Source organism: Allobosea sp. P4_C6 (assembly GCF_056402015.1).
Map to the genome: position 1 here is coordinate 97,115 of NZ_JBFUIF010000017.1, position 26,310 is coordinate 123,424.

Annotated in this window: 19 protein-coding genes; 14 read left to right on the forward strand and 5 right to left on the reverse strand. The window is 68.7% G+C overall.

Going from position 1 to position 26,310, the window contains the following annotated elements; translation table 11 throughout:
- The first annotated feature begins 279 nt into the window (after positions 1 to 279).
- The 7 genes from AC1DVA_RS14315 (at position 280) to trxA (ending at position 12,632) form a co-directional block, all read left to right on the forward strand.
- Complete coding sequence (locus AC1DVA_RS14315; protein WP_265051689.1) at positions 280 to 2,625, forward strand: sensor histidine kinase; 2,346 nt, start codon at positions 280 to 282, stop codon at positions 2,623 to 2,625.
- Positions 2,622 to 4,178, forward strand: a complete 1,557-nt coding sequence (gene tsaE, locus AC1DVA_RS14320; protein WP_476806266.1) for a tRNA (adenosine(37)-N6)-threonylcarbamoyltransferase complex ATPase subunit type 1 TsaE — start codon at positions 2,622 to 2,624, stop codon at positions 4,176 to 4,178. The genes AC1DVA_RS14315 and tsaE overlap by 4 nt, the downstream gene beginning before the upstream one ends.
- Before the next feature lie 64 nt (positions 4,179 to 4,242).
- A complete protein-coding gene (locus AC1DVA_RS14325) occupies positions 4,243 to 4,947 on the forward strand; it encodes a nucleotidyltransferase family protein (RefSeq protein WP_476806327.1) in 705 nt (234 codons plus the stop codon).
- Entirely contained in the window at positions 4,940 to 8,047 is a 3,108-nt protein-coding gene (gene addB, locus AC1DVA_RS14330; protein ID WP_476806267.1) for a double-strand break repair protein AddB, read from the forward strand. Before AC1DVA_RS14325 ends, addB begins: the two co-directional genes overlap by 8 nt.
- Complete coding sequence (gene addA, locus AC1DVA_RS14335; RefSeq protein ID WP_476806268.1) at positions 8,044 to 11,541, forward strand: double-strand break repair helicase AddA; 3,498 nt, start codon at positions 8,044 to 8,046, stop codon at positions 11,539 to 11,541. The genes addB and addA overlap by 4 nt, the downstream gene beginning before the upstream one ends.
- Positions 11,538 to 12,194 (forward strand): DUF1345 domain-containing protein, encoded by a 657-nt coding sequence (locus tag AC1DVA_RS14340; RefSeq protein ID WP_265051694.1) that lies wholly within the window; start codon positions 11,538 to 11,540, stop codon positions 12,192 to 12,194. Before addA ends, AC1DVA_RS14340 begins: the two co-directional genes overlap by 4 nt.
- Positions 12,195 to 12,311: 117 nt before the next feature.
- Positions 12,312 to 12,632 carry a thioredoxin gene (trxA, locus tag AC1DVA_RS14345; protein WP_038366779.1) on the forward strand — a complete coding sequence of 107 codons (321 nt, stop codon included), beginning with the start codon at positions 12,312 to 12,314 and terminating at the stop codon, positions 12,630 to 12,632.
- Between the two features lie 79 nt (positions 12,633 to 12,711).
- On the opposite strand, the gene AC1DVA_RS14350 is transcribed toward trxA, so the two are convergent.
- Complete coding sequence (locus AC1DVA_RS14350; RefSeq protein ID WP_476806269.1) at positions 12,712 to 13,104, reverse strand: DoxX family protein; 393 nt, start codon at positions 13,102 to 13,104, stop codon at positions 12,712 to 12,714.
- Between the two features lie 289 nt (positions 13,105 to 13,393).
- Between AC1DVA_RS14350 and AC1DVA_RS14355 the strand changes: the two genes are divergently transcribed.
- Positions 13,394 to 15,544, forward strand: coding sequence for a transglycosylase domain-containing protein (locus AC1DVA_RS14355; RefSeq protein ID WP_265051696.1), 2,151 nt, complete (start codon positions 13,394 to 13,396; stop codon positions 15,542 to 15,544).
- Between the two features lie 184 nt (positions 15,545 to 15,728).
- Here AC1DVA_RS14355 and AC1DVA_RS14360 read toward each other — a convergent pair whose 3' ends face one another.
- Genes AC1DVA_RS14360 through AC1DVA_RS14370 form a run of 3 tightly spaced genes read right to left on the reverse strand, consistent with a single transcriptional unit; the run spans position 15,729 to position 18,838 of the window.
- A complete protein-coding gene (locus AC1DVA_RS14360) occupies positions 15,729 to 16,925 on the reverse strand; it encodes a multidrug effflux MFS transporter (protein WP_476806270.1) in 1,197 nt (398 codons plus the stop codon).
- Between the two features lie 57 nt (positions 16,926 to 16,982).
- The gene (locus AC1DVA_RS14365; RefSeq protein ID WP_476806328.1) at positions 16,983 to 17,627 is read right to left on the reverse strand and encodes a glutathione S-transferase family protein; all 645 of its coding nucleotides are present in this window, start codon (positions 17,625 to 17,627) and stop codon (positions 16,983 to 16,985) included.
- Between the two features lie 23 nt (positions 17,628 to 17,650).
- A complete protein-coding gene (locus AC1DVA_RS14370; RefSeq protein ID WP_476806271.1) occupies positions 17,651 to 18,838 on the reverse strand; it encodes a diaminopropionate ammonia-lyase in 1,188 nt (395 codons plus the stop codon).
- 102 nt (positions 18,839 to 18,940) lie between these two features.
- Here AC1DVA_RS14370 and AC1DVA_RS14375 point away from each other — a divergent pair, with 102 nt between their 5' ends.
- Both AC1DVA_RS14375 and AC1DVA_RS14380 read left to right on the forward strand, forming a co-directional pair.
- Positions 18,941 to 19,420, forward strand: coding sequence for an Lrp/AsnC family transcriptional regulator (locus tag AC1DVA_RS14375; RefSeq protein ID WP_476806272.1), 480 nt, complete (start codon positions 18,941 to 18,943; stop codon positions 19,418 to 19,420).
- A gap of 106 nt (positions 19,421 to 19,526) precedes the next feature.
- A complete protein-coding gene (locus AC1DVA_RS14380) occupies positions 19,527 to 21,326 on the forward strand; it encodes a chloride channel protein (protein ID WP_476806273.1) in 1,800 nt (599 codons plus the stop codon).
- A 163-nt stretch (positions 21,327 to 21,489) separates the two neighbouring features.
- On the opposite strand, the gene AC1DVA_RS14385 is transcribed toward AC1DVA_RS14380, so the two are convergent.
- Complete coding sequence (locus AC1DVA_RS14385) at positions 21,490 to 22,218, reverse strand: 2'-5' RNA ligase family protein (RefSeq protein WP_476806274.1); 729 nt, start codon at positions 22,216 to 22,218, stop codon at positions 21,490 to 21,492.
- Here AC1DVA_RS14385 and AC1DVA_RS14390 point away from each other — a divergent pair.
- The 4 genes from AC1DVA_RS14390 (at position 22,126) to AC1DVA_RS14405 (ending at position 26,207) form a co-directional block, all read left to right on the forward strand.
- Positions 22,126 to 23,241, forward strand: coding sequence for an ABC transporter ATP-binding protein (locus AC1DVA_RS14390; RefSeq protein WP_476806275.1), 1,116 nt, complete (start codon positions 22,126 to 22,128; stop codon positions 23,239 to 23,241). The genes AC1DVA_RS14385 and AC1DVA_RS14390 overlap by 93 nt on opposite strands.
- A 15-nt stretch (positions 23,242 to 23,256) precedes the next feature.
- Complete coding sequence (locus AC1DVA_RS14395; protein WP_476806276.1) at positions 23,257 to 24,387, forward strand: ABC transporter substrate-binding protein; 1,131 nt, start codon at positions 23,257 to 23,259, stop codon at positions 24,385 to 24,387.
- A 171-nt stretch (positions 24,388 to 24,558) separates the two neighbouring features.
- The gene (locus AC1DVA_RS14400) at positions 24,559 to 25,395 is read left to right on the forward strand and encodes an ABC transporter permease (RefSeq protein WP_476806277.1); all 837 of its coding nucleotides are present in this window, start codon (positions 24,559 to 24,561) and stop codon (positions 25,393 to 25,395) included.
- On the forward strand, positions 25,395 to 26,207 hold the full coding sequence (locus AC1DVA_RS14405) for an ABC transporter permease (protein ID WP_476806329.1): 813 nt from the start codon (positions 25,395 to 25,397) through the stop codon (positions 26,205 to 26,207). The genes AC1DVA_RS14400 and AC1DVA_RS14405 overlap by 1 nt, the downstream gene beginning before the upstream one ends.
- Positions 26,208 to 26,310 lie beyond the last annotated feature (103 nt).

Genomic DNA, 26,310 nt, shown 5'->3' on the forward strand with positions numbered 1-26,310 from the left:
GCGACCGGGTCGAAAGCTCTGATGTGATTGGCGTGGTGGCGAGCGTGCATCGGCCCCCAGGAGACGGCGATTCTCGCCGGCTCTCCAGGCCGATTCCGACGAGCCTCGTGGACAGGGCGGGGATACCTGCCGAGAGATGATGGGCGCAGGATGAGACGGTCGAGGCGACAGGGGCGGGGAAGCGGCTGGAATCCGCACGCATGGCTGCCTGCCCTGACTGCTTCGGCCACGCCCGTTCTGGCGCAGGATCAGTGGCTGGCGCCGATACGGGTCGACATCATGAACACGGGCGCGCTGTCCCTCATTCTCGCCGGCCTTACGGTCTTCGCCACGACCACCTCGCTCGTCTATGTGCGCGAACGGACGCGCTGGCAGAAGCGCGAAGCCAAGCTGGCGGCCGACCTCGAGGCTGCCCGCAGCCATCAGGAACGCCTCTCGATCCTGCTCGCGGCCGATCCCCAGGTCGTGGTGAGCTGGAATGGCCGCGACGCGCAGCCCGTCTTCGAAGGCGATAGCGGCTTTCTCGGCGCGCCCGGGGCAGCGCTCGCCCTCGCTTATGGCAGCTGGGCCGCGCCTGCCGACGCCAAGCGGCTGGAACTCGCGACTGACGCGCTGAAGGAGCGCGGCGAGGCTTTCAGCTTCACGCTGCGCAGCAAGGGTGGCCCCTTCATCGATCTCGAGGGCCGGCCCGTCGCCGGCCGTGCGGTGATCCGCTTCCGCGAGGTCACGGGTGAGCGGGCGCAGGTCATGACGCTGCGTGGCGAGCTGGAGCGCGTCACGGCCGATCACGCGGCTCTCGCCCATCTGCTCGCGGGGCTGCCGCACCCGGCCTGGATGCGCAATGCCGATGGCCGCCTGACTTGGGTGAATGCCGCCTATGCCCAGGCGGTCGAGGCTACCGACGCGACGACGGCGGCGAAGGGTGGGCTGGAATTGCTCGACCGGGCCGAGCGCGAAACGGCTTCGCGCGCAAGGCGGGATGGCAATGCCTTCGCGGTGCGGGCGCCCGCGGTGGTCGCCGGCCAGCGCCGGACCCTCGATATCATCGAATTGCCGGTCGCAACGGGCTTTGCCGGCTTTGCTACCGATATGAGCGAATTGGAGGCGGTGAGGGCTGATCTCCAGCGCCAGATGGACGCCCATGTCCGCACGCTCGACCGCCTCAAGACGGCGGTCGCCGTGTTCGACGGCTCGCAGCGCCTCGTCTATCGCAACTCCGGCTTCGACACGCTCTGGTCGCTGGAATCGGGCTTCCTGGACGCCCTGCCGACCGATGGCGAGATCCTCGACCGGCTGCGCTCCGAGCGGCGATTGCCGGAACTCGGCGATTACCGCAGCTGGAAGGCGGCCGCGCAGGCGGGCTACACCGCGACACGCGCCAGCGAGGACTGGTGGTATCTGCCGGACGGGCGCACCGTCCATGTCGTCGCCAGCCCCAATCCGCAGGGCGGCGTCACCTATCTCTACGACGACGTCACCGAGCGCTTCACGCTCGAATCCCGCTTCAACGCGCTCTCTCGCACCCAGCGCGAGACCCTCGATTCGCTGCGCGAGGGCGTCGCCGTGTTCGGCTCGGACGGGCGGCTCAAGCTCTCCAACCCGGCCTTCGCCCAGTCCTGGCGCATTCAGGGCGGCGATCTCGCGGCCAGCGCGCCGCATATCGACGAGGTCATCCGGCTCTGCCGGCCGCTCTTCCCGCAGGAAGACGTGTGGAGCGAATTGCACAGCGTCGTCACCGGCGTGCGCGATGCGCGCGAGGATTATCGCTGTCGCATGGAGCGCCGCGACGGCACCGTGCTCGACATGGCGGCCGCGCCGCTGCCGGACGGCGCGACCCTGATCTCCTTCGCCGACGTCACCGCCAGCGTGAATGTCGAGCGGGCGCTGACCGAGAAGAACGACGCGCTGGAGAAGGTCTCGCGGCTGCGCGAGGATTTCGTCCATCACGTCTCCTACGAGCTGCGCTCGCCCCTCACCAACATCATCGGCTTCGCGCAGCTGCTGGGCACCGAGACGGTCGGCCCGCTCAACGAGAAACAGCGCGATTATTCCGCCCATATCGTGCGCTCTTCGGGCGCGCTGCTCGCCATCATCAACGACATTCTCGACCTCGCCACCATCGACAATGGCGCGCTGACGCTCGAGATCCAGGATGTCGACGTCGCCGACACCATCGCCCAGGCGGCGGCAGGGCTGCATGACCGGCTGACCGACAGCAAGCTCGAACTGAAGGTCGAGATCGACCCGCGCACCGGCCCGCTGCGTGCCGATGGCAAGCGCCTGCGCCAGGTGCTGTTCAACCTGCTTTCCAATGCGATCGGCTTCTCGTCGGCCGGCCAGACCGTCACCGTGACCGCGGCACGGCAGGGCAGCGACATCCGCATCACCGTCGCCGATCAGGGCCGCGGCATCCCCGCCGAGGTCAAGGAGAAGGTGTTCGAGCGCTTCGAGAGCCATTCGCTTGGCTCCAGCCATCGCGGCGTCGGCCTCGGGCTGTCGATCGTCCGTTCAATCGTCGAGCTCCATGGCGGCCATGTCGAGCTCGATTCCACGCCGGGGAAAGGCACCCGCGTCATCGCCGTCTTCCCGGCGCAGGGCGTGTCGCTCTCGGACGCTGCCGAATGACGGAAGAAGCCCGCAAGGCCGGTTCGCACCGGCTCATGCTGGCGGACGAAGCGGCGACGATCCGCCTCGCCGCCGATATCGCAGCCAACCTCAAGCCCGGCGACATCGTCGCGCTCTCCGGTCATCTCGGCTCCGGCAAGTCGCTGTTCGCGCGCGCCATCCTTCGCGAACTCGCCGACGACCCCGCGCTCGAGGCGCCGAGCCCCACCTTCACCCTGGTCCAGAGCTACGACACGCTGCGCGGCACGGTGCTGCATGCCGATCTCTACCGGGTCCGCTCGCCGGACGAGCTCGACGACATCGGGCTGATCGAGGATGTCGAGCGCCTGATCACCCTGGTCGAATGGCCGGACCGGGCCGGCACGCGCCTGCCCGCCGGCCGCCGGCTCGACATCGTGCTCGACGTCGATCCCGACAATCCCGAGACGGGCCGCATCGCCGATCTCTCCGGTGGCGTGCTCTGGAAGCAGCGCCTGGTCATCGCGGTGGCCTCGCGCCGCCTGATCGACAATGCCGGCTGGGGCGAGGCGCGGCGCGATTTCATGCTCGGCGACGCCTCGACGCGCGCCTATGAGCGATTGACGCGGCCGAACGGCGAAACGGCGGTGCTGATGATCTCGCCGCAGCGCCCGGACGGCCCGCCGATCCGCCTCGGCAAGCCCTACAGCGCTCTCGCCCATCTCGCCGAGAGCGTCGACGCCTTCGTCGCGATGGATCGCGGGCTGCGCTCGCTCGGCTATTCGGCGCCGGATATCCTCGCCGAGGATCTGACGGCCGGCCTGCTCATCATCGAGGACCTCGGCAGCGAGGGCGTGATCGATGCCGATCGCCAGCCGATCGCCGAGCGCTACGAGGCGGCGGCGCGGCTCCTCGCCGATCTCCATCGCCACACCTTGCCGACGATCCTGCCCGTGGCGGAGGGGCGCGATCATTCGATTCCCCCATATGACCGGCAGGCGCTCGCGATCGAGACCGAGCTGATCCTCGAATGGTATGCGCCGCATATCGCCGGCGTCACGCTGCCGGCGGTGACGCAGGCCGAGTTCGCCCGGATCTGGAGCAGGCTGTTCGACGAGATCCTCGCCCAGCCCAGCACCTGGACGCTGCGCGATGTCCACTCGCCCAACCTGATCTGGCTGGAGCAGCGTGAGGGCCACGCCAGGCTCGGCCTGATCGACTTCCAGGACGCGGTGCTCGGCCACCCGGCCTACGACCTCGCCGCGCTCGGCCAGGATGCGCGCATCGACGTGCCGGCTTCGCTTGAGCTCAGATTGCTCGCTGCCTATGGTTCGGCCCGTCGTGCCGATACGCCCGATTTCGACCTCGCGGCTTTCGCCCGCGCCTATGCGATCCTCGGTGCCCAGCGCAACACCAAGATCGCCGGCATCTTCGCGCGCCTCGACAAGCGCGACGGCAAGCCCGGCTATCTCAAGCATCTGCCGCGTATCGAGGCCTATCTGCGCCGCAATCTCGAGCATCCGGCCCTGGAAGAGCTGAAGGCCTGGTATCAGGCGCATATGCCGAAGCTGTTCGAGACCGAAGCGGCGGACTAACCTCGAGCCGATCGATACGGAGATTCGCGTGACTTCAACCGCTTCGCCTCCGATCCGCCGGGCGATGGTGCTGGCGGCCGGGCTCGGGCAGCGCATGCGCCCCATCACCGACACGCTGCCGAAGCCGCTGGTGCAGATCGGCGGCAAGGCGATGCTCGACCATATGCTCGACCGGCTGGCCGATGCCGGTGTCGAGGAAGCCGTGGTCAACGTCCACCACCTCGCCTGGCAGGTCGAAGCCCGTCTCGCCGACCGTAGCCAGCCACGCATCACCATCTCGGACGAGCGCGCCGAATTGCTGGAGACCGGCGGCGGGGTGAAGAAGGCGCTGCCGCTGCTCGGCGCCGCACCGTTCTTCCACGTCAACTCCGACGCGCTCTGGCGCGAGACGGGGCGGCCCGCCATGCAGGCGATGGTGGAAGCCTGGGAGCCCGAGCGGATGGACATGCTTCTCCTGCTCGCCGATCGCCAGACCAGCATCGGCTTCGACGGCGCCGGCGATTTCTTCCTGGGCGATGACGGCCGCCTCGCCCGGCGCGGCAGTGCAGCGAGTGCGCCCTGGGTCTATGCCGGCGTCGCCATCCTGAAGTCGGAGCTCTTCGCCGATACGCCGGACGGTCCCTTCTCGCTCAACCTGCTCTTCGACCGTGCCATTGCCCGCGGACGCCTGTTCGGCGAGCGGCTGGATGGGCGCTGGCTGCATGTCGGCACGCCCGACGCGATCGCGCCGGCCGAGGCCGCCTTCGCCGCGCAAGCGGTCGATGCCTGAGCTCAATCTCTTCAGCATCCCCGCCGGAGCGCCCTTTCTCGACGTGCTGGCGCAGGCGATGCTCGATGGGCGGCTCGGGCCGATCCACGACCCGGCCGATCCGGCAGCGATGGCACGGGCCACGCTCTTTCTGCCGACGCGCCGCGCCGCCCGCGCCTTCACCACGATCCTGGCCGAGAAGCTCGGCGGCAAGCCGCTGCTGCTGCCACGCATCGTGCCGCTGGGCGATGTCGACGAAGCCGAGACGGCGCTGATCGGCTCCGGCGCCTGGTCGGGCGGGCGCATTGCCCCGATCGATCCGCTCAAGCGCCGCATGCTGCTGACACGGCTGGTCGATGCCTGGGGCCGCAGCGCCAACCGCAGCCATCTCAGGCTCGACCCCGGCGAGCCTTCGCTGGTGCCGGCGACGCTGGCGGAGGCCTATGGCCTCGCCGGCGATCTCGCCGCCTTGCTCGACCAGTTGCAGACCGAAGACGTGCCGGTCGAGAAGCTGGCGGCGCTTTACGCGGCCCGCTTCGACAAGGTCTGGCAGCTGAATGCCAGCTTCCTCGCCATCCTCGGCGATGCCTGGCCGCAGATTCTCGACGAGCAGGGCGCGATCGATCCGGCCGAATTCCGCAATCGCATGTTGGCGGCCGAGCGCGAGCGGTTGCTGGCCGGCGGGGCGAGGGGGCCGATCATCGCCGCAGGCTCGACCGGCACCGTCCCGGCGACCGCGCGGCTGCTCTCGGCCATCGCCCGCCTGCCGAACGGGGCGGTGGTGCTGCCCGGCATCGATCTCGGATTGGACGAGCGCGCCTGGAACGCCATCGCCGCGGAGCCCGCGCCTTCGCATCCGCAGGCGGCGCTGCACCACCTGATGGAAACGCTCGGTGCCGAGCGCGACGACGTGCGGGAGCTGGCGGCGCCCGATGCCGCCCGCAATGCGAGGGGAGACCTTCTGCGCGAAGCGATGCTGCCGGCCTCCGTCACCGAGCTTTGGGCCAGCCTCGATCAGCGCATCGCGCCCGGTGAGGCGGAAGCCGGTTTCGCCGGTCTGCGCATCGTCGAGACGGCCGACGAGCGCGAGGAAGCGCTCGCTGTCGCCATCGCGCTCCGCGAGACGCTGGAGCGGCCGCATGCGCGAGCCGCGCTCGTCACGCCGGATCGCGGCCTTGCCGAGCGCGTCGCCGTCGAGCTGGCGCGCTGGGGCGTCGAGGTCGACGATTCCGCCGGCATGCCGCTGGCACGCTGGCCGGCCGGCTCGCTGCTGCGGTTGATCCTGGAGGCGGCGCTGGGGCAGATGACGCCGGCATCGCTCGTGCCGCTCTTCGCCCACCCGCTCTGCCGGCTAGGCCTCTCCCGTGAGACGCTGGCGCGCGGCGCGGCCGCGTTGGAAATCGGCTGCTGGCGCGGCAACGCGGTCGGACGGGGCCTGGCGGGCCTGCATGTCGCGCTCGGTCAATGGGATGAGCTGCGCGAGCGGGGACATGTTCCCCGTCCGCGCAAGCGGCTGACGGCGGAGGACGCGGCCGCCGCAGCCGTCGTGCTCCATGCGCTGGAAACCGCCTGCGCGCCGTTGCTCGAAGCGCTCTTTCTCGACCAGCCGTCATTGGCGTCGGTCGTCATGGCCGCGCGCAAGGCGGTGACGGCGGTCGGCATGACGGAGGCCGGCACGCCACTCGCCTTCCTCGGGCCGGATGGCGAGGCGCTGGCCGGGCTGTTCGACGAGCTCGCCGGTGCCGAGGCCGTCATGCCGCCCGGTGGGCGGCCGCAGGATTTCGTCGCAATCCTCGACGGGCTGCTGGCCGAGCGGGCGGTCAAGCGCGCGACGCCGGGCCATCCCCGCGTCGCGATCTGGGGCCTGCTCGAGGCGCGCCTGCTCGAAGCGGATCATGTCGTGCTGGGCGGCCTCAACGAGGCGGTCTGGCCGCCGCAGACCACCACCGATTCCTTCATCAACCGGCCGATGCGCGCCGAACTCGGCCTGTCGCCGCCGGAACGCCGCGTCGGCCAGACGGCGCATGATTTCACCCAGGCGCTGATGGCCCCGCAGGTGACGCTGACGCGGCCCCGCAAGGTCGGCGAGGCAGAAACCATCGCCTCGCGCTTCTGGCAGCGCTTGCAGGCGGTGACGCCGAAGGCGGTCTGGAGCGCGGCGCTCGATGAAGGCAAGCGCCTGCGTGGGCTTGCTGCCTTGCTGAGCGCTCCCGCCGACGTGAAGCCGATCGCCCGCCCGGCGCCACGCCCGCCGCGCGCGCTGCAGCCGCTCTTGCTCAGCGTCACCGAGGTCGAGACGCTCTACCGCGACCCCTATCAGATCCACGCCCGCAAGATCCTGAAGCTCGACGCGCTCGATGGGCTGATCGAGGACCCGACCGCGCAGGATCGCGGCCGGCTGCTGCATAACATCGTCGAGAGCTTCACCAGGACCTATCCCGAGCAAATGCCGGCCGATGCGCTCGGGCAATTGATCGCCATCGGCGACAGGCTGTTCAGGGATTATGACGACGTGCCGGAGGTGCGCGCCTTCTGGTGGCCGCGCTTCCTGCTCACGGCCGGACATTACATCCGCTGGGAGGAGCGCCGCCGGGGCGGCATCGCAGGCATCGGCGTCGAGCTTTTCACCGGCGCGAGCTTCACGCTCGCCGACGGCAGCAGCTTTCGCCTGAGCGGCCGGGCCGACAGGATCGAGCTGACGCGCGAGCCCGCACTGCGCATCGTCGATTTCAAGACCGGCGCGCCGCCGAGCAAGGCGCAGGTCGAGAAGGGTTTCGCGCCGCAATTGACGCTGGAAGCCGAGCTAGCGGCGCGTTCCGGCTTCGAGGGTCTCACCGGGCCGACGCCGGTCGAGGCTGTCATCTACATGAAGCTCCACCACGATCCGAAAGGTTGGACCAAGGACAAGCCGCTCGATTTCGGCGACGAGACCCTGGCCGATGTCGCAGCCCGCCATCTCGAGAATCTGCTCGGGCATCTCGACGCACTGCGCTCAGGACGCGAGGCCTTCGTCTCGCGGCGCGCTCCCGACTACATCCGCTACGCCAGCCCCTACGACCATCTCGCCCGGGTCAAGGAATGGTCCGCCGCGCCCGGTGGCGAAGAAGGAGGCGAGGCGTGAAGCCGGGCTGGATCGTCCCGTCGCTGACCAACCAGCGCCAGGCGCTGGCCGCCGATCCCGGTCTTTCCGCCTGGGTCTCGGCCAATGCCGGCTCGGGCAAGACCCATGTGCTGGTCAACCGCGTGCTGAGGTTGCTGCTCGATGGTGTGGCGCCGAGCCGCATGCTCTGCATCACCTATACCAAGGCGGCGGCGGCCAATATGGCGAACCGCATCTTCAAGGCGCTGAGCGCCTGGGCGACGCTGGATGAGGCTGTCCTTGCGAAGGAGCTGACCAATCTGACCGGCCGCGCCCCGGCCGCTGCCGAGCGGGCCAAGGCGCGCCGCCTCTTCGCCGAGGCGCTGGAGACGCCGGGCGGCCTACGCATCGAGACGATCCACGCCTTCTGCACCCGCGTGCTGCAGGCGGCGCCCTTCGAAGCGAATGTGCCGCCGCGCTTCGAGGTCGCGGACGATCTCGCCCAGGCCGAGATGCTGCGCGAGGCGCGCCGCGAGCTGCTGGCGCTCGTTGCGGCGAACCCTGGCGGAGCCGAGGCGAAGGCGCTCGACTTGCTGGCGCAGCTTGCCGCGCAGGACTCGTTCGAAACCATGGTGCAGGAGGCGCTGCGCCAGCGCGCCCTGTTCAGCGACGAGAACGGCCGCGCCCGCGATCCGCGGGAGATGCTGGCCGGCATCTCCGCCTTCCTCGGCATTGCGCCGGACCTCGAAGCCGATACGATCAGGCGGGTCTTTCGCGCCGAATTGTCCGCGCTGCCCGGCCTCCAGACCCTGATCGAGGCGCTCCACGCCGGCAGCGCAACGCGCCAGACCGTGGCCGCCAATCTACGCACGCTGCTCGCCGGGCAGGATGATGGCGACCCCATCGCCTTCTGCCGGCGCGGCTTCATCACCGAGGCCGGCACGATCAACGCCAACATCCGCGGCAAGGGCAAATCCGAGTTCGAGGGGGCTCTGCTCGCAACGCTGGAAGCGCTCGCCGCCTGCCTGATGACGGCAGCCGATGAACTCAACGCCGTGGCGATCCGAGACCGCAGCGCGGCGCTCGCCTTGCTGGTCACGCGCATGCTCGCCTCCTACCAGCGTCAGAAGAGCCTGCGCTCGCTGCTCGATTATGACGACCTCATCGCTCGCACGCGCTCGCTGCTGGAGCGGGTCGAGGCCGCCTGGGTGCTCTACAAGCTCGACGCCGGCATCGACCACATCCTGCTCGACGAGGCGCAGGACACCGGCGAGGCGCAATGGGCGATCCTGCGCAAGCTCGCCGAGGAGTTCACCGCTGGCGGCGATCTCCGCGCGAAGCCCCGCACCATCTTCGTCGTCGGCGACGAGAAGCAGTCGATCTACGGCTTCCAAGGCGCGGCACCGGCCGCCTTCGGCGAGGAGCGCCGCGCGCTGGAAAAGCGGATCGAAGCCGCCCAGCTGGATTTCGAGGCGATCAGCCTCAACACCTCCTTCCGCTCGGCGCCGGACATCATGCAGGCTGTCGATGCCGTCTTCGCTCTGCCGGAGCATGCGCGCGGCCTCGTCTTCGATGGGGCGGCGCGCCCCGAGATGCACGACACGGTCCGCCGCAGCGCGCCCGGCACGGTCGATATCTGGCCGATCGCGGCCAACGACACGGGCGAGCCGCCGGACGCCTGGACCACGCCCGTCGACGCGCCCGAGCGGCGCAGCGGCACGGTCAAGCTCGCCGAGCGCATCGCGCGCACCCTGCAACGCTGGCATCGCAACCGCCGCGACGATCGCGGCAACCCCTTCTCCGCAGGCGACGTGATGATCCTGCTGCGCCAGCGCGGCGCGCTGTTCGAAGCGATCGTCAAGGCGCTGAAGGATGCCGGCGTCCCCGTCACCGGCCGTGACCGGCTGACGCTGGCCGAGCATCCGGCCGTCGAGGACCTCGTCGTGCTCGGCCGCACGCTGCTGCTGCCCGATGACGATCTGACGCTGGCTACGGCGCTGAAGACGCCGCTCATCGACCTGAACGACGACGATCTCCTCCACCTTGCGCCCGGCCGCGCCGGTTCGCTGCGCAAAGCCTTGCAGGAGGGGGCTGTTCGCGAGCCGCGCTATGCCGCGGCCGAGGCAAAGCTGACTGAGTGGACGCGGGAGGCGGGGCGCTGCGGGCCGTTCCGCTTCTTCGCCGGTCTGCTCGGCCCTGGCGGTGGACGCAATCTCGCGCTCGCCCGGCTGGGCGCGGAGTCCGGCGATGCGCTCGATGCCTTCCTCAATGCGGCGCTCGACCATGAGCGCCGCTACGGCCCCTCGCTGGCGGGGTTCCTCCAGCACGTCACCGGCAGCGCCGCCGACGTGAAGCGCGATCTCTCGGCCAGTGCCGGCGAGGTCCGCGTCATGACGGTCCATGGCTCGAAGGGTCTTGAGGCCAAGGTCGTCATCCTCGCCGATCTCGGCATCGAGCCCAGCGCCAAGCGCCTGCCGAAGATCCTGGCGGTGTCCACGCCACGCAACAGCCTCGTGCCGATCTGGCCTCCGGCGAGCGCCGAGGACACGCAGGCGACGGCTGCGGCAAAGGCTCTCGTCGTCGACCAGATGGTCGAGGAGCATCACCGTCTGCTCTATGTCGCGATGACCCGCGCCGAGGACCGCCTGATCGTCTGCGGCACGCAGCCCAAGGGCGAGGCGCCGGCCGGAAGCTGGTATGCGATGATCGCGGAAGGGCTGGGGCAGTCCGACGCCGGTCTGAGCGAAATCGGCGAGGGCGAGGAGGCGATCCTGCGCTTCGCCGTGACGCCACCGCAGCCGTCGCCCGATGTCGAAGAGCGGCCGGCCGAGCCACTCCCGCTTCGCCCGGATTGGCTGGCGAAGCCCGTTATCCGCGAGGCCGAGCCCGCCCCGCCGCTGAAACCGTCGAATGCTCTGTCCGCCGCGGACGGCGAGGAGCGGCCGGGTGACGGGCCGTTCCTGGCGGAAGCTGCGGCTGCCGGCCGGCTGGCGCATCTCCTGCTGCAGCTCCTGCCCGATGTCCCTGCCGAGCGCCGCGTTGAAACGGCCGAGGCACTCGCGGATGCGCGCGGCGGCGCGCTGTCATCGGAACGGCGGGCGCGCATCGTCGCCGAAGCCCTGGCCCTGCTGGACGCGCCCGGCCTTTCCGAACTCTTCGCCGAGGGCGCGCTGGCGGAGGTCCCCGTCGCCGGTGCCATCCAACTGCCTGACGGCACGTCGCGGGCCATTTCCGGGCGGATCGACCGGCTCGCCGTCACTCTGGACAGCGTCATCATCGCCGATTTCAAGACGACCGCCCGGCCGCCCGAGCGTGCCGATTCGATCCCGGTAGGAACGCTGGCGCAGCTCGCCGCCTATGCCGCGCTGCTGCGGGTGATCTATCCCGGATGCGCGATCCGCACGCTGGTGGTCTACACCGCGAACCTCGTTCATTTCGAACCCGACGGGGTGCAGCTCGACGCGGCGCTACTCGCCTTGGCAGGCGCCGCGCCGGGCGGTAGCGTGAGCGCCCCCGGCGGACCGTCCCGATCATGAAGCTCCTGCCATCCCTGCTGCTGCGCCCCCGCCTTCTGGCGGCCCTGGGGGCTGGCGTGGGCCTGGCAGCCGTGCTGCCCGGCGACTGGCGCTGGGCGACGCGGCTGCTGATCGCCTGGGATGTCGGCGCGATCCTCTATCTCGGCCTGTTGGCCTCGACCATGTTCTCCGAGTCGGTCGATCAGATCCGGGCGCGGGCCGAGCGGCAGGACGAGGGCGCCTTCGCCATCCTGATCATCTCCTGCTTGGCAGCGAGCACGAGCCTGGTCGCCATCGTGCTGCAGCTCACCGGCATCGGGTCGGTGCCGGCGCCCGATCGCGGCCTGCATCTCGCGCTCGGGGGCGTCACGATCCTGTGTTCATGGACGCTGCTGCACGCCTTCTTCACGCTGCACTATGCCGGCGTCTACTACCGCGGCGGCAAAAAGGAGCCCTGCCTCGATTTTCCCGGCGAGACCGATCCGAACTATGTCGATTTCCTGTATTTCTCGTACACGATCGGCTGCACCTCGCAGACCTCGGACGTCGGGGTGACGACGCGCGAAGCGCGGGCGGTCGTGCTGCTGCATTCGATCCTCGCCTTCGTCTTCAACACCTCGATCCTGGCGATGGCGATCAATGTCGGGGCAGGCCTGGTCTCAGGTGGCTCGTGACGCGTCGGCCTCGCCTCTGCCCTGCGGCGCACGCGCCTTGACCGGAGAGGCGGGCGTTCATAGCTTCGCTGGCGAAGGGTGGCATTGCCGCCCATTGAAACCGAAAGGCGGCCAGTCATGGCAACGAGCAAGGTAACCGATCAGAGCTTCGAGGCCGATGTCCTCAAGTCCTCCGAGCCGGTCGTCGTGGATTTCTGGGCGGAATGGTGCGGTCCCTGCCGCATGATCGGCCCGGCGCTCGAGGAAATCGCGACCGAGCTCAACGGCAAGGTCAAGATCGTCAAGATGAACGTCGACGAGAATCAGCAGATCCCGGCCCAGTTCGGCATCCGCTCGATCCCGACGCTGATGCTGTTCAAGGACGGCAAGCTCGCTTCGCAGAAGGTCGGCGCGGCGCCGAAGAGCGATCTCTCGCGCTGGATCTCCGCCGCCGTCTGATCGGCGCGCCCTGAAGACAGAAAAGGCCCGCTTCCGTGAGGAAGCGGGCCTTTTCGTTTTTGGTCGGATCAGCGGGCCGTCAGGCGCGGCTGTCCTTGTCGATCGCGAAGGCGCCGGCGCCCGCGAAGACGAGATAAAGGAAGACGAAGCAGTACAGGATCGCCGCGTCGCCGCCGTTTGCGACGGGGTAGAAGCTCTTCGGCGCGTGGCCCATCCAGTAGGCGAAAGCCATCTGGCCCGAGAGGACGAAGGCGGCGATGCGGGTCTGGAAGCCGACCAGGACCAGAAGGCCACCGACCAGCTCGAGCACGCCTGCGTACCAGTACATGGTGAAGGCTGGCGGCAGGGAGCCGTTGGGCGGCAGCACGGGGAAGCCGAACAGCTTCTGCGTGCCGTGAGCGATGAAGATCAGCGCGGTGACGATACGCAGGACGCCAAGGAAATACGGCGCGTAGCGGTTGAGCGACTGCATGCTGTGCCTCTTTATGGAAGGGATCGAACGAGTGTTGAAACGGCTTCGACAACCGGAGTAGCTGAGCGATCGAGCGTGACGATGTGCTTGTAGGCGAGCGGTTCGATTTTGCGCAATATCCCGTTTGATGACGTTTTCGTTTGCGCATTTGCAAGTTTGATCACGATCTCGCGACGGCTGTGTCCTCAACGCCGCGGCGCACGCTTAACCACCCCTTAAAAGCGCCATGTTTGAATCCTGTGTGACCTGACCGCATTGCAGGCGGCATGTCGGCCGGAACGGGACAGGGATGAACGACCGGATCAAACGAGGCGAGCGGCGCGAGCCGTCCTTCGATCATGAGAGCGGCGAAAGCCGCGACGATTTTGACATGCGCGTTTCCGACGACGACCGCCCGCTACACCGTCACCGCGCCGCGGCACGCCCGCAGCCGCGCAGCCAGCCGGTGCGCAACAAGCGCAGCGGGGGCGGAGGCGGCGGCAAGCGTCGTGGACGCCGGCGCCGCTCGCTGCTGGGCGGCCTGTTCTACTGGACGATGGTGCTCGGCCTGTGGTGCGCCATCGGGCTCGGCGGCTTCATCGCCTATCACGCCTCGCAGCTGCCGCCGATCGACCAGCTCACCGTGCCGAAGCGGCCGCCGAACATCGCGATCCTCGCGGCCGACGGCTCGCTGCTCGCCAATCGCGGCGAGACCGGCGGGCGCACCATCACCATCGGCGAGATCCCGCCCTATCTGCCGAAGGCCTTCGTCGCGATCGAGGATCGGCGCTTCTACGACCATTTCGGCATTGACCCGATCGGCATCAGCCGCGCGCTCGTCACCAATCTGCGCGGGCGCGGCGTCGCCCAGGGCGGCTCGACGCTGACGCAGCAGCTCGCCAAGAACCTCTTCCTGACGCAGGAGCGCACGGCGGCCCGCAAGATCCAGGAGGCGATCCTGGCGCTCTGGCTGGAGCGCACCTACACCAAGGACCAGATCCTCGAGCTCTATCTAAATCGCGTCTATTTCGGCTCCGGCGCCTATGGCGTCGAGGCGGCGGCGCAGCGCTACTTCAACAAGTCGGCGCGCTCGGTGACGATCGCGGAGGCCGCTATGCTGGCCGGCCTCGTCCAGGCGCCATCGCGCCTCGCGCCCAATCGCAATCCCGACCTCGCCGAGAAGCGGGCCCAGCTCGTCGTCGCTGCCATGGCCGACCAGGGCTTCATCTCGCAGGCGGCGGCCAAGGGCGCGCTCACCGCGCCCGCCGAGGTGCCAGAGCGGGTCGGCGCCGGCTCGGTCAACTATGCCGCCGATTACGTGATGGATGTCCTTGACGACTTCATCGGCGCCGTCGAGGGCGACGTCACCGTGCTCACCACGATCGATACCAAGCTGCAGGGCTCGGCCGAAACGATCCTGGTCGATGCGCTCTCGGCTCAAGGGTCGAAGCTCAACGTTTCGCAGGGAGCGGTGGTTTCGCTCGCTCCGGACGGCGCGATCCGGGCCCTGATCGGCGGGCGCGACTACACCAAGAGCCAGTTCAACCGCGCCACCGCCGCGCATCGCCAGCCGGGCTCGTCCTTCAAGCCCTTCGTCTACCTGACCGCGATCGAGAAGGGCATGACGCCGGACACGATCCGCGACGACTCGCCGGTCTCGATCAAGGGCTGGGAGCCGGAAAACTATTCGCGCACCTTCCGCGGCCCGGTGACGCTGCAGACCGCCTTCGCCCATTCGCTCAACACGGTCGTCGCGCGGCTGATCCAGGAGGTCACGCCGCGCGAGGTGATCCGCACGGCCCAGCGCCTCGGCGTCACCTCTCCGCTGCAGCCGAACCCGTCCCTGGCGCTCGGCACATCCGAGGTGACGCCGCTGGAGATGACCGCGGCCTATGCCAGCTTCGCCAATGGCGGCCAGTCGGTGCTGCCCTATGTCATCCGCGAGGTCCGCTCGACCAGCGGCAAGGTCGTCTATGCCCGCAAGGCGAATAATTTCGGCCCGGTGATCCAGCCGCAGACGCTGTCGATGATGAACACCATGTTCCATGGCGTGATGACCGGCGGCACCGGCAGCAAGGTCAACCTCGCGGGTTGGGAGGTCGGCGGCAAGTCCGGCACCACCCAGGATTATCGCGACGCCTGGTTCGTCGGCTTCACCGGGCGCCTCGTCACGGCCGTCTGGGTCGGCAACGACGACAACTCGACCATGAAGCGCGTCACGGGTGCAGGCCTCCCGGCCGAGATCTGGGGCAAGTACATGAAGGCCGCCCATGCCGGCGCCCAGCCCGTCCCGCTGCCGGGAGGCTTCTGGCAGGGCGCGCCGAAGACGATCTTCGGGGATGGCGCGCCGGTGGCCGACGCCGGCGCTCCGGCGCCGGTCCAGCCCGCGAGTTCGGATCGCGCCTGGGTCAGGCCCGCTCCGCAGGAGCGCAACTTCTTCGAGCGGCTCTTCGGCGGCTGAAGAACCTCACCGTCATTCCGGGACGGCCCGCAGGGCCGAGCCCGGAACCCATATCCGCGGGTGCTTCAGGAAAAGCCTGCGGAACAAGCCGCCTCGTCATGCCAAACTGCGGTTATGGGTTCCGGGCTCTTCGCTGACGCGAAGCCCCGGAAAGACGGCGCGGTGCGTCGGAATGCAGGACGGTCTAAGCCTTCGCCGTCCGGATCGCGCGCGTCGCCCGGAACAGCACCAGCGCGGTCACGCCCAGCGCCGACATCACCAGCGGCAGCGGCAGCGCGGCGTTCTTCAGCAGATGGCCGACGAGCAGCCCGACGCAGGCCGAGAGCAGCATCTGGCAGAGCCCGTTGAAGGACGAGGCTGCGCCGGCCCGGTCCGGAAACGGCATCATCGCCGATGCCTGGGCCTGGGGCATGGCCAGGCCGACGCCGCAGGCATAGATCGCCATCGGCACGACGACGCCCGCCGGTCCGCCCAGCCCGGTCAGGACGCCGACCAGCATGGCCAGTCCGCCACCGGCGAGGCAGCCGACGCCGATGGCGATGACGCCGTCCATGCCGCGCCGCCCGACGAGGCGCTGCGCGATGATCGTGCCCGCGATGTAGCCGAGCACGCCGAAGCCGAAGGAGAAGCCGTATTCCACCGGCGTCAGCCCGTAGATGCCGATCAGCACGAAGGACGAGCCGGAGATGAAGGCGAAGAGCCCGGCATAGGCCAGCGCCGTCAGGGCGACATAGACCCGGAAGGCGCGGTTGTGCAGCAGGAAGCCGAAGCCGCGGAAGATCGCGAGCAGCGAGAGCGGCTGCGGCGAGCGCGCGCGCAGCGTCTCCGGCATCACCGTGACGATGACGATCGCGAGGCCAAGAGCAAAGACGAGTGAGGCGAGGAAGGTCGAGCGCCAGCCGAAGGCGACCTGAAGCACGCCGCCGATCACCGGCGCGACCGCCGGCACCAGGCCCATGATCATGCCCATCCGTGCCAGTTCGCGCCCCGCGCGCGGGCCATCGTAGAGATCGCGCACCATGGCGCGGCCGAGCACGATCGGGCCGGAGGCGCCAAGCGCCTGCAGCGCCCGCGCGGCGGTCAGCGCGCCGATCGAAGGCGCGAGCGCGCAGGCGAGCGTCGCCAGTGCGAAGAGACCCAGGCCCGCGAGCAGCACGGGCTTGCGCCCCAGCCGGTCGGAGAGCGGCCCCCAGAAGATCTGCCCGGCCGCGAAGCCGAACAGGAAGGAGGAGAGCGTCGCCTGCGCGCCGGCGACATCGGTCTCCATCACCTGCACGATCTCGGGCAGGGACGGCAGGTAGAAATCGGTCGAGAGCGGGCCGAGCGCCGTCAGCATGGCGAGGACGGCGGTCATCGCCAGCGTATCGGGACGAAGCTTCATGGGCGGCCTCCGGCGCAGCCGGAGCGGGCCGCGCGCCCCTGCTACGACGTCAGCCGGTCATCCGGCAATGGCGGGCTGCGCCGGGCCGTCCTGTGTCTCGCCATGATAGGCGGTCGCCCGCATCGAAGGCCTCTGCGAGAACGCCTCGTACCAGCGCGTCAGCCGGGGCCGCCCGGCGCGGAAATCCGGCAGCGCGCGGAATTCGAGCCAGGCCAGCGCCGTAGCCAGCCCGATATGGCCGATATGGACCGGCTCGTCGAAAGCCCCGTCCTGTTCCAGCAGGTCGTAGGATGCCACCAGCTTCGTCGTCTGGCCCTCGCTCAGCGGCGGGTATCGCAGATGCTCCGGCCGCCGCGCCGTCTCCCAGCGCAGCGCGATGCCGGCGTCGCACAGCCCCTGCGCGACGGCATGCAAACGCAGCGCCTGCCAGCGCGGCTTGCCTGCGATGGGGATCAGTCTCGGCCCGCCATGCAGCCCGTCGAGATAGTCGCAGATCACCAAAGAATCGAAGATCGCGCCGGCTTCGGGCGTCATCAGCACCGGCACCTTGCCCAGCGGATTGACCGCGAACACCTCGGGATTGCGGTTGGTCGGGCTGGTCTCGTGATCGACGACGGCGATACGGTCAGCAAGCCCGGCCTCATGCGCGAAGACGATGGTCTTGCGCGCATAGGGCGAATGGCTCTGCGAATAGAGCGTCAGCCGTTCGGCGCCTGTCGCACCGGTCATCGCGTGACTTCGCCCGGCTTGAGGCCGACGAGTTCGGCATAGCGCTGCGGGTCGGTCGCGCCCTCCGTGTTGACGAGGAAGACGCGGGACGCGCCATCGAGCTTAAGCGCGGCGCGCGCCTGCGGGTTGCGCAAGGCCGCGAGCAGCCCGGCGAGGCCGGCACCGCCGCTCTCGCCGGCGACGATTGCCGGATCGCCGGCTGCGGGGCGGGCGAGACGGTTCATCGCCTCGACGGCGTCCGCATCCTCCGCAGTCAGGAAGGCGTCGGCGGCGCGATAGAGCACGCGCAACGCCAGCGGTGAGGGCTCGTAGCATTCGAGCATCGCCATCACCGTCGGTTCGCCATGGGCGATCTTCACCGGCCGGCCCTGTCGGGCGGCCTCGAAGATGCAGGCTGCCCGCGACGGCTCGACCACGGCGAAGAACGGCCTGTCCCCGCCGAAGGCGCTCAGCATCTGCGCGGCGAGCGCGGCGGCGATGCCGCCGACGCCGGCCTGCACGAAGACATGGGTCGGCCGCGCCGGCATCTCAGCCAGCGCCTCGCGGGCGATCGCCGTATAGCCCTGCATCACCAAGCCGGGGATACGCTCATAGCCGTCCCAGGAGGTGTCGGAGACGATGGTCCAGCCGCGTTCCGTCGCGACGCGGGCCGCCTCGACCACGGAATCGTCATAGGTGCCGGCGACGCGCACCATCTCGGCGCCGAAGCGGGCAATGGCGGCGACGCGCTCGTCGCTGACGCCGCCATGCACGAAGATCACCGCCTTCGCGCCGAGCAGCTGTGCCCCCTGCGCCACCGAGCGGCCGTGATTGCCGTCGGTCGCGCAGGCGAAGGTCATCTGCGAAGCGACGGCGCGAACGGCGGGGTCGTTCATATCCGCGTCGTTCAACGGGCGGCCGAGTTGTTCGGACGCCGCTTCCAGAGCCAGCCGGATCACCGCATAGGCGCCGCCGAGCGCCTTGAAGCTGCCGAGGCCGAGCCGCTGGCCTTCGTCCTTGATGAACAGCGCCCCGATCCCGAGCGCGGCAGCGAGGCCGGGCAGGTCATGGAGCGGTGTCGGCACATGGTTCGGGCGTTCGGCCAGATGCGCCTCGATTGCGTCCGCCCCGGCCGGACCCAGCGTCTCGACATCCTTCGGATGAAGCGCGGAACGGTAATCGGGATGGCGGTTGAGCAGGAACATGTCGGCCTCGCTGGAGCGGATCGTGAATGAATATTGCAATCCAGGCGAAAAAGGCGCTGGAATTATAGTCCTCGGACGCAAGTTTGTTTCTCGGGACGTTCAATGCCAGCGCCGGCCGCTTATGATCTCGACGCCTTCGACCGGGCGATCCTCGTCATCCTGCAGCAGGACAACACCACGCCGCAGCGCGTGATCGGCGAGCGTATCAACCTCTCTGCGCCGGCCGTGCAGCGCCGCATCCGCCGGATGGAGGCGAGCGGCGTCATCCGCGCCAATGTCGCGGTCGTCGATCCCGTGGCGCTCGGTCATCCCATCACGCTCTTCGTCGAGATCGAACTCGTGAGCGAGACGGCGGTGGACATCGACGCTGCCAAGAGCGCCTTCATCGCCGCGCCCGAGGTGCAGCAATGTTACTACGTCACCGGCGAGGTCGACTTCATGCTGGTGGTGCTGGTGCCGAGCATGGCGGCCTATGAGGCGCTGACGCGCCGGCTCTTCTTCGCCAACCCCAACATCCGCAAGTTCCGCAGCTTCGTCGCCATGGACCGGGTCAAGACGGGGCTGGCCGTGCCAATCCCGTAGCGGCTCCGCGGCGGGCGCAGGCGCGGTATCGCCATGGCGTCTTGTTCTGGCCTCTCCGATATGCGACCGCGAGCGGACGTGACGAACGAGCCTGACGGGCCTTGCCGTGATCACCGTGAAAGCCTCCGAAGCCGCAGCCGGGGCGGGCGATGCGCCGCAGGGCTGGCGCGCGCTCATCCGATCGAGCGAGATCGGCATCGTCGTGCTGGCCTCCGTCGTCGGCGTCTTCGCCGGGCTGATCGTGCTGGCGATGTCCTTCACGACGCAACTCCTGCATGAGCTGATCTTCGGGCTGGCCGCAGGGCAGCGCCTTTCGATCACCACGACGATACCGCCTTGGCGCGCAATCGTCGGCCCCGTGCTCGGCGGCTTCGCCATCGGCCTGGCGTCCTGGCTGTTCTTCCGCCGTCGCAAGCAGCCGATCGACCCGATCGAGGCCAATGCGCTGCATGGCGGGCGGATGTCGCTGCGCGACAGCGCCTTCGTCGCGCTCCAGACCATGGGCTCCAGCGGCGCCGGCGCCTCGGTCGGGCTCGAAGCCGGCTATACCCAGGCGGCGAGCGGGCTGGCCTCCCATATCGGCCGCCGCTTCCGCCTGCGCCGGGCGGATATGCGCCTGATGGTCGGCTGTGCCGCGGGCGGCGCCATCGGCGCGGCCTTCGATGCGCCGCTGACCGGCGCCTTCTACGCCTTCGAACTGATCCTCGGCAGCTATTCGATCGCGGCCTTCGTGCCGGTAATGGCCGCGACCTTCATGGCGACGGTGACGCATAGCCTGCTCGCCCCGTCGCTGCTCGCGGTCGAGGTGCCGCCGATCGGTTCGATCCTGGTGTCAGACCTGCCCCTCGTCGTCCTGCTCGGTGCCGCCTGCGGCCTCGTCGGCATCGTCGTCATGCGGGCCGCCGCCTTCGTCGAGGCAGGATTCCGGCGCTCGCGCATCCCGACCTGGCTGCGGCCGGCCTTCGGCGGGCTCGTCGTCGGGGCGCTGGCGATCTGGAACCCCTCGGTGTTCTCGGCCGGCCACGGCGCCATCAACCTCTACCTCGGCATCGATGCGAGCCTGCTGCTGCTGGCGCTCGTGCTCGTCGCCAAGGCGCTGGCCTCCTCGGTGTCGATCGGCTCCGGCTTCCGCGGCGGCCTGTTCTTCGCGTCGCTGCTGCTCGGCGTGCTGACGGGGCGTCTCTTCATCGGCGTGCTGACGCTCGGCTTTCCGAACCTCGCAGGGCACGAGACGCTGTTCGCGCTGGTCGGAATGAGCTCGCTTGCGGTCTCGATCGTCGGCGGCCCCATGACAATGACCCTGCTCGCGCTCGAGATGACCGGCGATCTCAAGCTGACGCTCGCCGTCGTCGGCGCGGCCGGCGCGGCTTCGCTGGTCACGCGCCGCCTGTTCGGCTTTTCCTTCGCGACCTGGCGCTTCCATCTGCGAGGCGAGAGTATCCGCGGCGCCCATGACGTCGGCTGGATGCGCGAGTTGACCGCCGGCAGCATGATGCGCATCGAGGTGCCGAAGATCGCCGCCGATGCCACCATCGCCGAAGCCCGGCTGAAATATCCGCCGGGCTCGACCAATTATCTCGTCGCGGTCGGCCCGGGCGACGCCTATGCCGGCATGGTGCCGCCCGGCGCCCTCTACGAGCCCGATCCGGGGCTGGACGAGGAGGCGGCGGCCGAGCCCGCTCCGCGCACGGTGCGGCACCTCCTGCGCAATCCCGACAGGATGCTGCTGGCCGACATGTCGGTGCGCGATACGCTGAAGCTCTTCGACGAAGCCGAGAGCGAAGCCCTCCCGGTCGTCGCCGACCGCGAGAAGCGCCGCCTCGTCGGCATCCTCAGCGAGGCGCATGCGATCAAGCGCTACAGCGACGAGATCAGCCGCCGCAACCGCGAGCTGACGGGCGAGTAGCGGTCTCTTACCGGGCGGCTTCCGAGCTTTCGGAAACACGCGGTCATCCCGGGCTTGACCCTGGATCGGTGCCGGAGCGCTGCCGGTGAAGGTTCAGGCACGCGTCCCGGATCAGCGCTTCGCTCCGTCCGGGATGACACGGAGTGTTGTAGCGTCGTGGAATCTACGAGCGTAGTTCCACGCTCGTAACGACCCGCCAGTCGGCAATGGCCACGTCCTGTCCCGAGGTCACGATGCCGATGCGGTCGAAGTGGATCATGCGTCCCGCGAGTCGCGCCTGTACCTCCGCGATCGCCGCTGCCTTGGCTGGCGCCTCGACCGGCCCGTAGAGCAGCGAGACATGCGGCATGAAGCTGTCGAGACCCTCGGGGTCGAGCGCGCGCTTCAGCTTCGCCAGCGGCGGCGAGACGGCAAAGCGCGCATAGAAGGAGCGGAAGAAGGCCTCGCTTCCCTCGACCAGCGCGACGGCTTCCGAGAAGGCCGGGACCGTCTCCGCTGCCGCTGCTGCCGCGCGTTCCAGCGCGGCGGGCGGCGTTTCCGTGTCCCCTTGCAGTGTCAGATGCGGCGCGAAGCGCGGGGTCCCAAAGCGCCCCGACAATTCGCCGACGAGCCCCGTCAGCATGGCCTCGTCGGACGGGGATGGCATGAGCCAGAGAGAATGTATCCGCGCTGTCATCCAAGTTTCACAAAGCTCTTGCACATAGTGCGCCCCGTACGTAATGTTTATTTCAATTGGGTCGGTCAATGGAAGAAAAATTCCATTATCCGGCAACAAAAAACGAAGTGGGGAGTAGGCGCCTTGCAGCCGGTAACGCAAGCCAGAACGGGCAGTGGCGCGGCCATCGGCGTGCGCGGTCTCAAGGTCGCCTATGGCGGCACGCGCGTGCTCCATGGCATCGATCTGGACTTCACGCCCGGCAGCTTCACGGCGCTCCTCGGCTCCTCCGGCTGCGGCAAGACCACACTGCTGCGCTCGCTCTCCGGCTTCGTCCCGGTCGAGTCCGGCTCGATCATCGTGGGCGGCAAGGATGTCGCCGGCCAGCCGCCGGAAAAGCGCGGCATGGCGATGGTCTTCCAGTCCTATGCGCTCTGGCCGCACATGACCGTGCTGCAGAACATCGGCTACGGCCTCAAGCTGCGCGGCAAGTCGAAGGCCGAGATCGCCGCGAAGGTCGGCGAGATGCTGAATTTCCTCGGGCTCGCCGGCTATGAGGACCGCAAGGTGACGGCGCTCTCCGGCGGCCAGCGCCAGCGTGTTGCCCTCGGCCGCGCGCTCGCCATCGATCCCGGCATCCTGCTGCTCGACGAGCCGCTCTCCAATCTCGACGCCAAGATCCGCATGACGATGCGCCACGAGATCCGCTCCATCCAGCAGCGTCTCGGGCTGACGGCGGTCCATGTCACCCATGACCGCGAGGAGGCCATGACCATGGCCGACCGGCTCGTCATCATGCAGGCCGGCCACATCGCCCAGGTCGGCACGCCGGAAGAGGTCTATGATCGCCCGGCCAGCGCCTTCGTCGCGAATTTCATGGGCGCTGAGAATGTGCTGCCGCTGCGTGTCGAACGTGGCGACGGCCATGCCGCCGTCGCGGCCGGCGATGCGCGCACGACGCTTGCCGGCGAAGCCGCGGCCGCGCTGCCGGCCGGCGACGCGCTCGCCTATTTCCGCGACGACGTCGCGAGCCTCGACGCGCTCGATGCGCCGGCTGCGGGAGGCGATCTCGTCGTGCCCGGCACCATCGCCGCACGCGCCTATCCCGGTGGCATCTACCGCTACAAGGTGGAAGCCGCCGGCCGCCAGATCACGGTCGACGATCTCGGCCGTCACGAACTCGGAACGAAGGTTGGGCTGCGCATTCCGCTGCAGCGCCTTCACATCTTCCCGGCGACCGAGGCCGGGATTGCCGCCTGACAGGGAGTCAGACACATGCGCATCATCACGCTTGCCTGCTCGCTCGCTGCGCTGATCGTGGCTTCGCCGCTATCCGCGCAGACCCTCAACGTCGCCTCCGCGGGCGACCAGAACATGGTCGATTACGTCAAGGACTATCTCGGGCCGATGTTCGAGAAGGCCCATCCCGGCGTGAAGGTCGTCTCGGTCGGCACCGGCCCGGGCGATTCCGGCTCGCAGAAGATCTACGAGAAGCTCGATGCCCAGAAGGGCGCGGGCGCGACCGATTTCGACGTGCTCGTCATTCACCAGAAGGCCGCCGGCCAGATGGTCAAGGAAGGGCTGCTGAACAAGTACACGGCCAATGTCGAGACGGCCAAGCTCGCCACCGGCGACGCCGCCAAGAACGCGCTCGGCACCGATGTGAGCGGCTTCGTCATCCCGATGTTCCAGTCGCAGACCGCGCTCGCCTACAATGCCGACATGGTCAAGACGCCGCCGGCGACCTTCGCCGAGCTCGCCGACTGGGCCAAGAAGAACCCGAAGCAGTTCGGCTATAACGGCATCAAGGGCGGCATGTCCGGCGTCTCCTTCGTCGCCGGCTGGGTCTATGCATTCGGCGGCGATGCCGACAAGCTGATCAAGGGTCCCTATGACGCCAACACCAAGGCGGGCTGGGACAAGGCCTTCGGCGAGCTGAAGGAGTTCAACAAGAACGCCGTCATCACCCCCGGCAACGCCGGCACGCTCGACATGCTGAACCGCGGCGAGATCGCGATCGGCCCGGTCTGGGTCGACATGTTCTATTCCTGGCAGGCCGACGGCAAGCTGCCGCCGAACATGAAGCTGAAGCTCGTCTCGCCCGGCATGCCCGGCCAGCCGATGTATTACGCGGTTCCCGAGAAGTCGGCCCAGAAGAAGCTGGCCGAGGCCTTCATCGCGCTCGCCACCAGCCCGCAGGTCCAGGCCGACGGCATCGTCAAGAAGTTCAACTGGTATCCGGGCATCGATGCCAAGAACCTCGAAGGCAAGCTCGACAAGGCCGCCTGGGACAAGCTCTTCACCGACGTCACGCCGGCCGAGCTCGCCAAGAACGGCAAGCCCTTCCCGATCGCGCCCTACTTCAACGATATCCTCGAGGGCTACGAGAAGAAGGTCGCGAACTGAGGTTCGCCTTGCGGGATGGCGCGTGGAAACACCGCGTCATCCCGGACGTAGCGAAGCGGAGATCCGGGATCCATCCTGGAACTCCGCAGCCCCCCGATGGATCCCGGATCGGCGCCGCTCGCGCGGCTTGTCCGGGATGACGGCGCAGAGCTTCAGGAGCGGTCGCGCAGAATGTCCCTTTCCCAACGCAATCTTGCCCTGCTGCTGATCGCGCCGGGGCTCGCCCTCGTCGCGGCGCTGTTCCTCTGTCCGCTCTGCTTCTCGCTGATCTCGGCCTTCACCGGCCCCCAGGGCGGCTTCTCGCTGCAGGCCTTCGCCAAGGCCTATGAGCTCTACTCCGGCGATATCGTCTTCACCGTCATCATCGTGCTCGCCTCCTGCGTGCTGACGGCGCTGGCCGCCATCGTCATCGCCGGCACGCTGACGCTGGGCGAGAACCGCATCATCGTCGGCACGTTGAAAGCGCTCTATCGCTGGCCGCTCTTCATCCCCTTCATCGTCGCGGCGCAGTGCATGCGCACCTTCCTCGCCAAGAACGGGCTGATGAACAACACCTTCGTCTCGCTTGGGCTGATGGAGCCGCTGCAGGCGGTGAGCTTCCTCGACTGGCGCGGCATCATCGCGACCTTCGTCTGGAAGCAGACGCCCTTCGTCGCCCTGCTGCTGGCCGGCGCGCTCGCTTCGCTCGACCGCGCGACGCTGGAGGCCGGCCGCAATCTCGGCGCCTCGCGCATGCGCGTCCTCATCGAGCTCGCCTTGCCGCAGGTGATGCCGCAGCTCCTCGTCGCGCTCGTCCTCTCCTTCGTGACGATGCTCTCGGTGCTCTCGGTGCCGATGATGGTGTCGGGTTCGCAGCCGACCATGCTGACCGTCGACATGGCCTTCCGCATCAACGCCTATGGCGACTACGCCACGGCGAATGCGCTCGGCGTCATCACCTATCTGATCTCGGCCGGCGCGGCGATCATCTACCTCAAGCGCGGCATGGCCAAGGAGGGCACGCCATGATGCGCCTCGCCTCGACCGCGCGGGCGACGCTCGCCGCCTTCCTGCTCATCGCCTTCGCCTTCGTCCTGATCGGCCCGCTGGCCAATCTCGCGCTCTGGTCGGTCGCCGAGCGCTGGTACACGCCCTACAAGCTGCCGGTCGTCTACGGCACGCGCTACTGGGAGCAGGTCTTCCGCCCGACCGGCGACGCCATGGCCTCGCTCGGCACCTCGGTCTGGATCGCGGTGCTGACGGTGATCGTCGCACTCGCGCTCTCGATCCCGGCTGGTTATGCGCTGGCGCGGCTGAAGCTGCCGGCGCGCGCCTTCTTCATGGTGCTCTTCCTGCTGCCGCAGGCCTTCCCCTCGGTCGCGATCTACATCAACGTCGCGCGCGTCTTCTATCAGCTCGGCATCAACGGCACGGTCTTCGCCGTCGTGCTCGTCCACGCCGCGCACGGCCTCGTCTATTCCGTCTGGATCGCGGCAGCGGCTTTCGCGGCGGTCGACCGGGACCTCGAGCTCGCGGCCCGCAATATCGGCGCCTCGCCGCTCAAGGCCTTCTTCTCGGTGACGCTGCCGCTTGCCGCGCCCGGCATCATCGCCAGCGGCATCTTCGTCTTCCTTGAATCGCTCGACGAGTTCACCGGCACCTTCTTCGTCGGCGTGCCGCAGGTCACCACCTTGCCGCTGCTGCTCTACAACGCGGCGATGGGCGGCAATTATCAGGTCGCCTCGATCACGGCGCTGATCCTGCTGGTGCCCTCGGTGCTGTTCATGCTGTTCATCGAGCGCTTCCTGCGCGCCGACGTGCTCGCCAAGGTCGGCGCCTGAGCGAAGGCGGACGCAAGTGCCGCCCTCGCATGTCGTGAAGCTCTGAGCGGCTAGGACCGGAACCACGGCGTCATTCCGGGGCGGGCCGCAGGCCCGAGCCCGG

Bases quoted from the DNA above. Each gene is read 5' to 3' on its own strand.
- AC1DVA_RS14400 (WP_476806277.1), top strand. From the start codon at position 24,559: ATGTCCCTTTCCCAACGCAATCTTGCCCTGCTGCTGATCGCGCCGGGG.
- AC1DVA_RS14315 (WP_265051689.1), top strand. From the start codon at position 280: ATGAACACGGGCGCGCTGTCCCTCATTCTCGCCGGCCTTACGGTCTTC.
- AC1DVA_RS14340 (WP_265051694.1), top strand. From the start codon at position 11,538: ATGAAGCTCCTGCCATCCCTGCTGCTGCGCCCCCGCCTTCTGGCGGCC.
- AC1DVA_RS14395 (WP_476806276.1), top strand. From the start codon at position 23,257: ATGCGCATCATCACGCTTGCCTGCTCGCTCGCTGCGCTGATCGTGGCT.
- addB (WP_476806267.1), top strand. From the start codon at position 4,940: ATGCCTGAGCTCAATCTCTTCAGCATCCCCGCCGGAGCGCCCTTTCTC.
- AC1DVA_RS14355 (WP_265051696.1), top strand. From the start codon at position 13,394: ATGAACGACCGGATCAAACGAGGCGAGCGGCGCGAGCCGTCCTTCGAT.
- AC1DVA_RS14360 (WP_476806270.1), bottom strand. From the start codon at position 16,925: ATGAAGCTTCGTCCCGATACGCTGGCGATGACCGCCGTCCTCGCCATG.
- AC1DVA_RS14375 (WP_476806272.1), top strand. From the start codon at position 18,941: ATGCCAGCGCCGGCCGCTTATGATCTCGACGCCTTCGACCGGGCGATC.
- AC1DVA_RS14350 (WP_476806269.1), bottom strand. From the start codon at position 13,104: ATGCAGTCGCTCAACCGCTACGCGCCGTATTTCCTTGGCGTCCTGCGT.
- AC1DVA_RS14325 (WP_476806327.1), top strand. From the start codon at position 4,243: ATGGTGCTGGCGGCCGGGCTCGGGCAGCGCATGCGCCCCATCACCGAC.
- trxA (WP_038366779.1), top strand. From the start codon at position 12,312: ATGGCAACGAGCAAGGTAACCGATCAGAGCTTCGAGGCCGATGTCCTC.
- AC1DVA_RS14405 (WP_476806329.1), top strand. From the start codon at position 25,395: ATGCGCCTCGCCTCGACCGCGCGGGCGACGCTCGCCGCCTTCCTGCTC.
- AC1DVA_RS14385 (WP_476806274.1), bottom strand. From the start codon at position 22,218: ATGGAGCACGCGCGTGCCGCCATAGGCGACCTTGAGACCGCGCACGCC.
- tsaE (WP_476806266.1), top strand. From the start codon at position 2,622: ATGACGGAAGAAGCCCGCAAGGCCGGTTCGCACCGGCTCATGCTGGCG.
- AC1DVA_RS14370 (WP_476806271.1), bottom strand. From the start codon at position 18,838: ATGTTCCTGCTCAACCGCCATCCCGATTACCGTTCCGCGCTTCATCCG.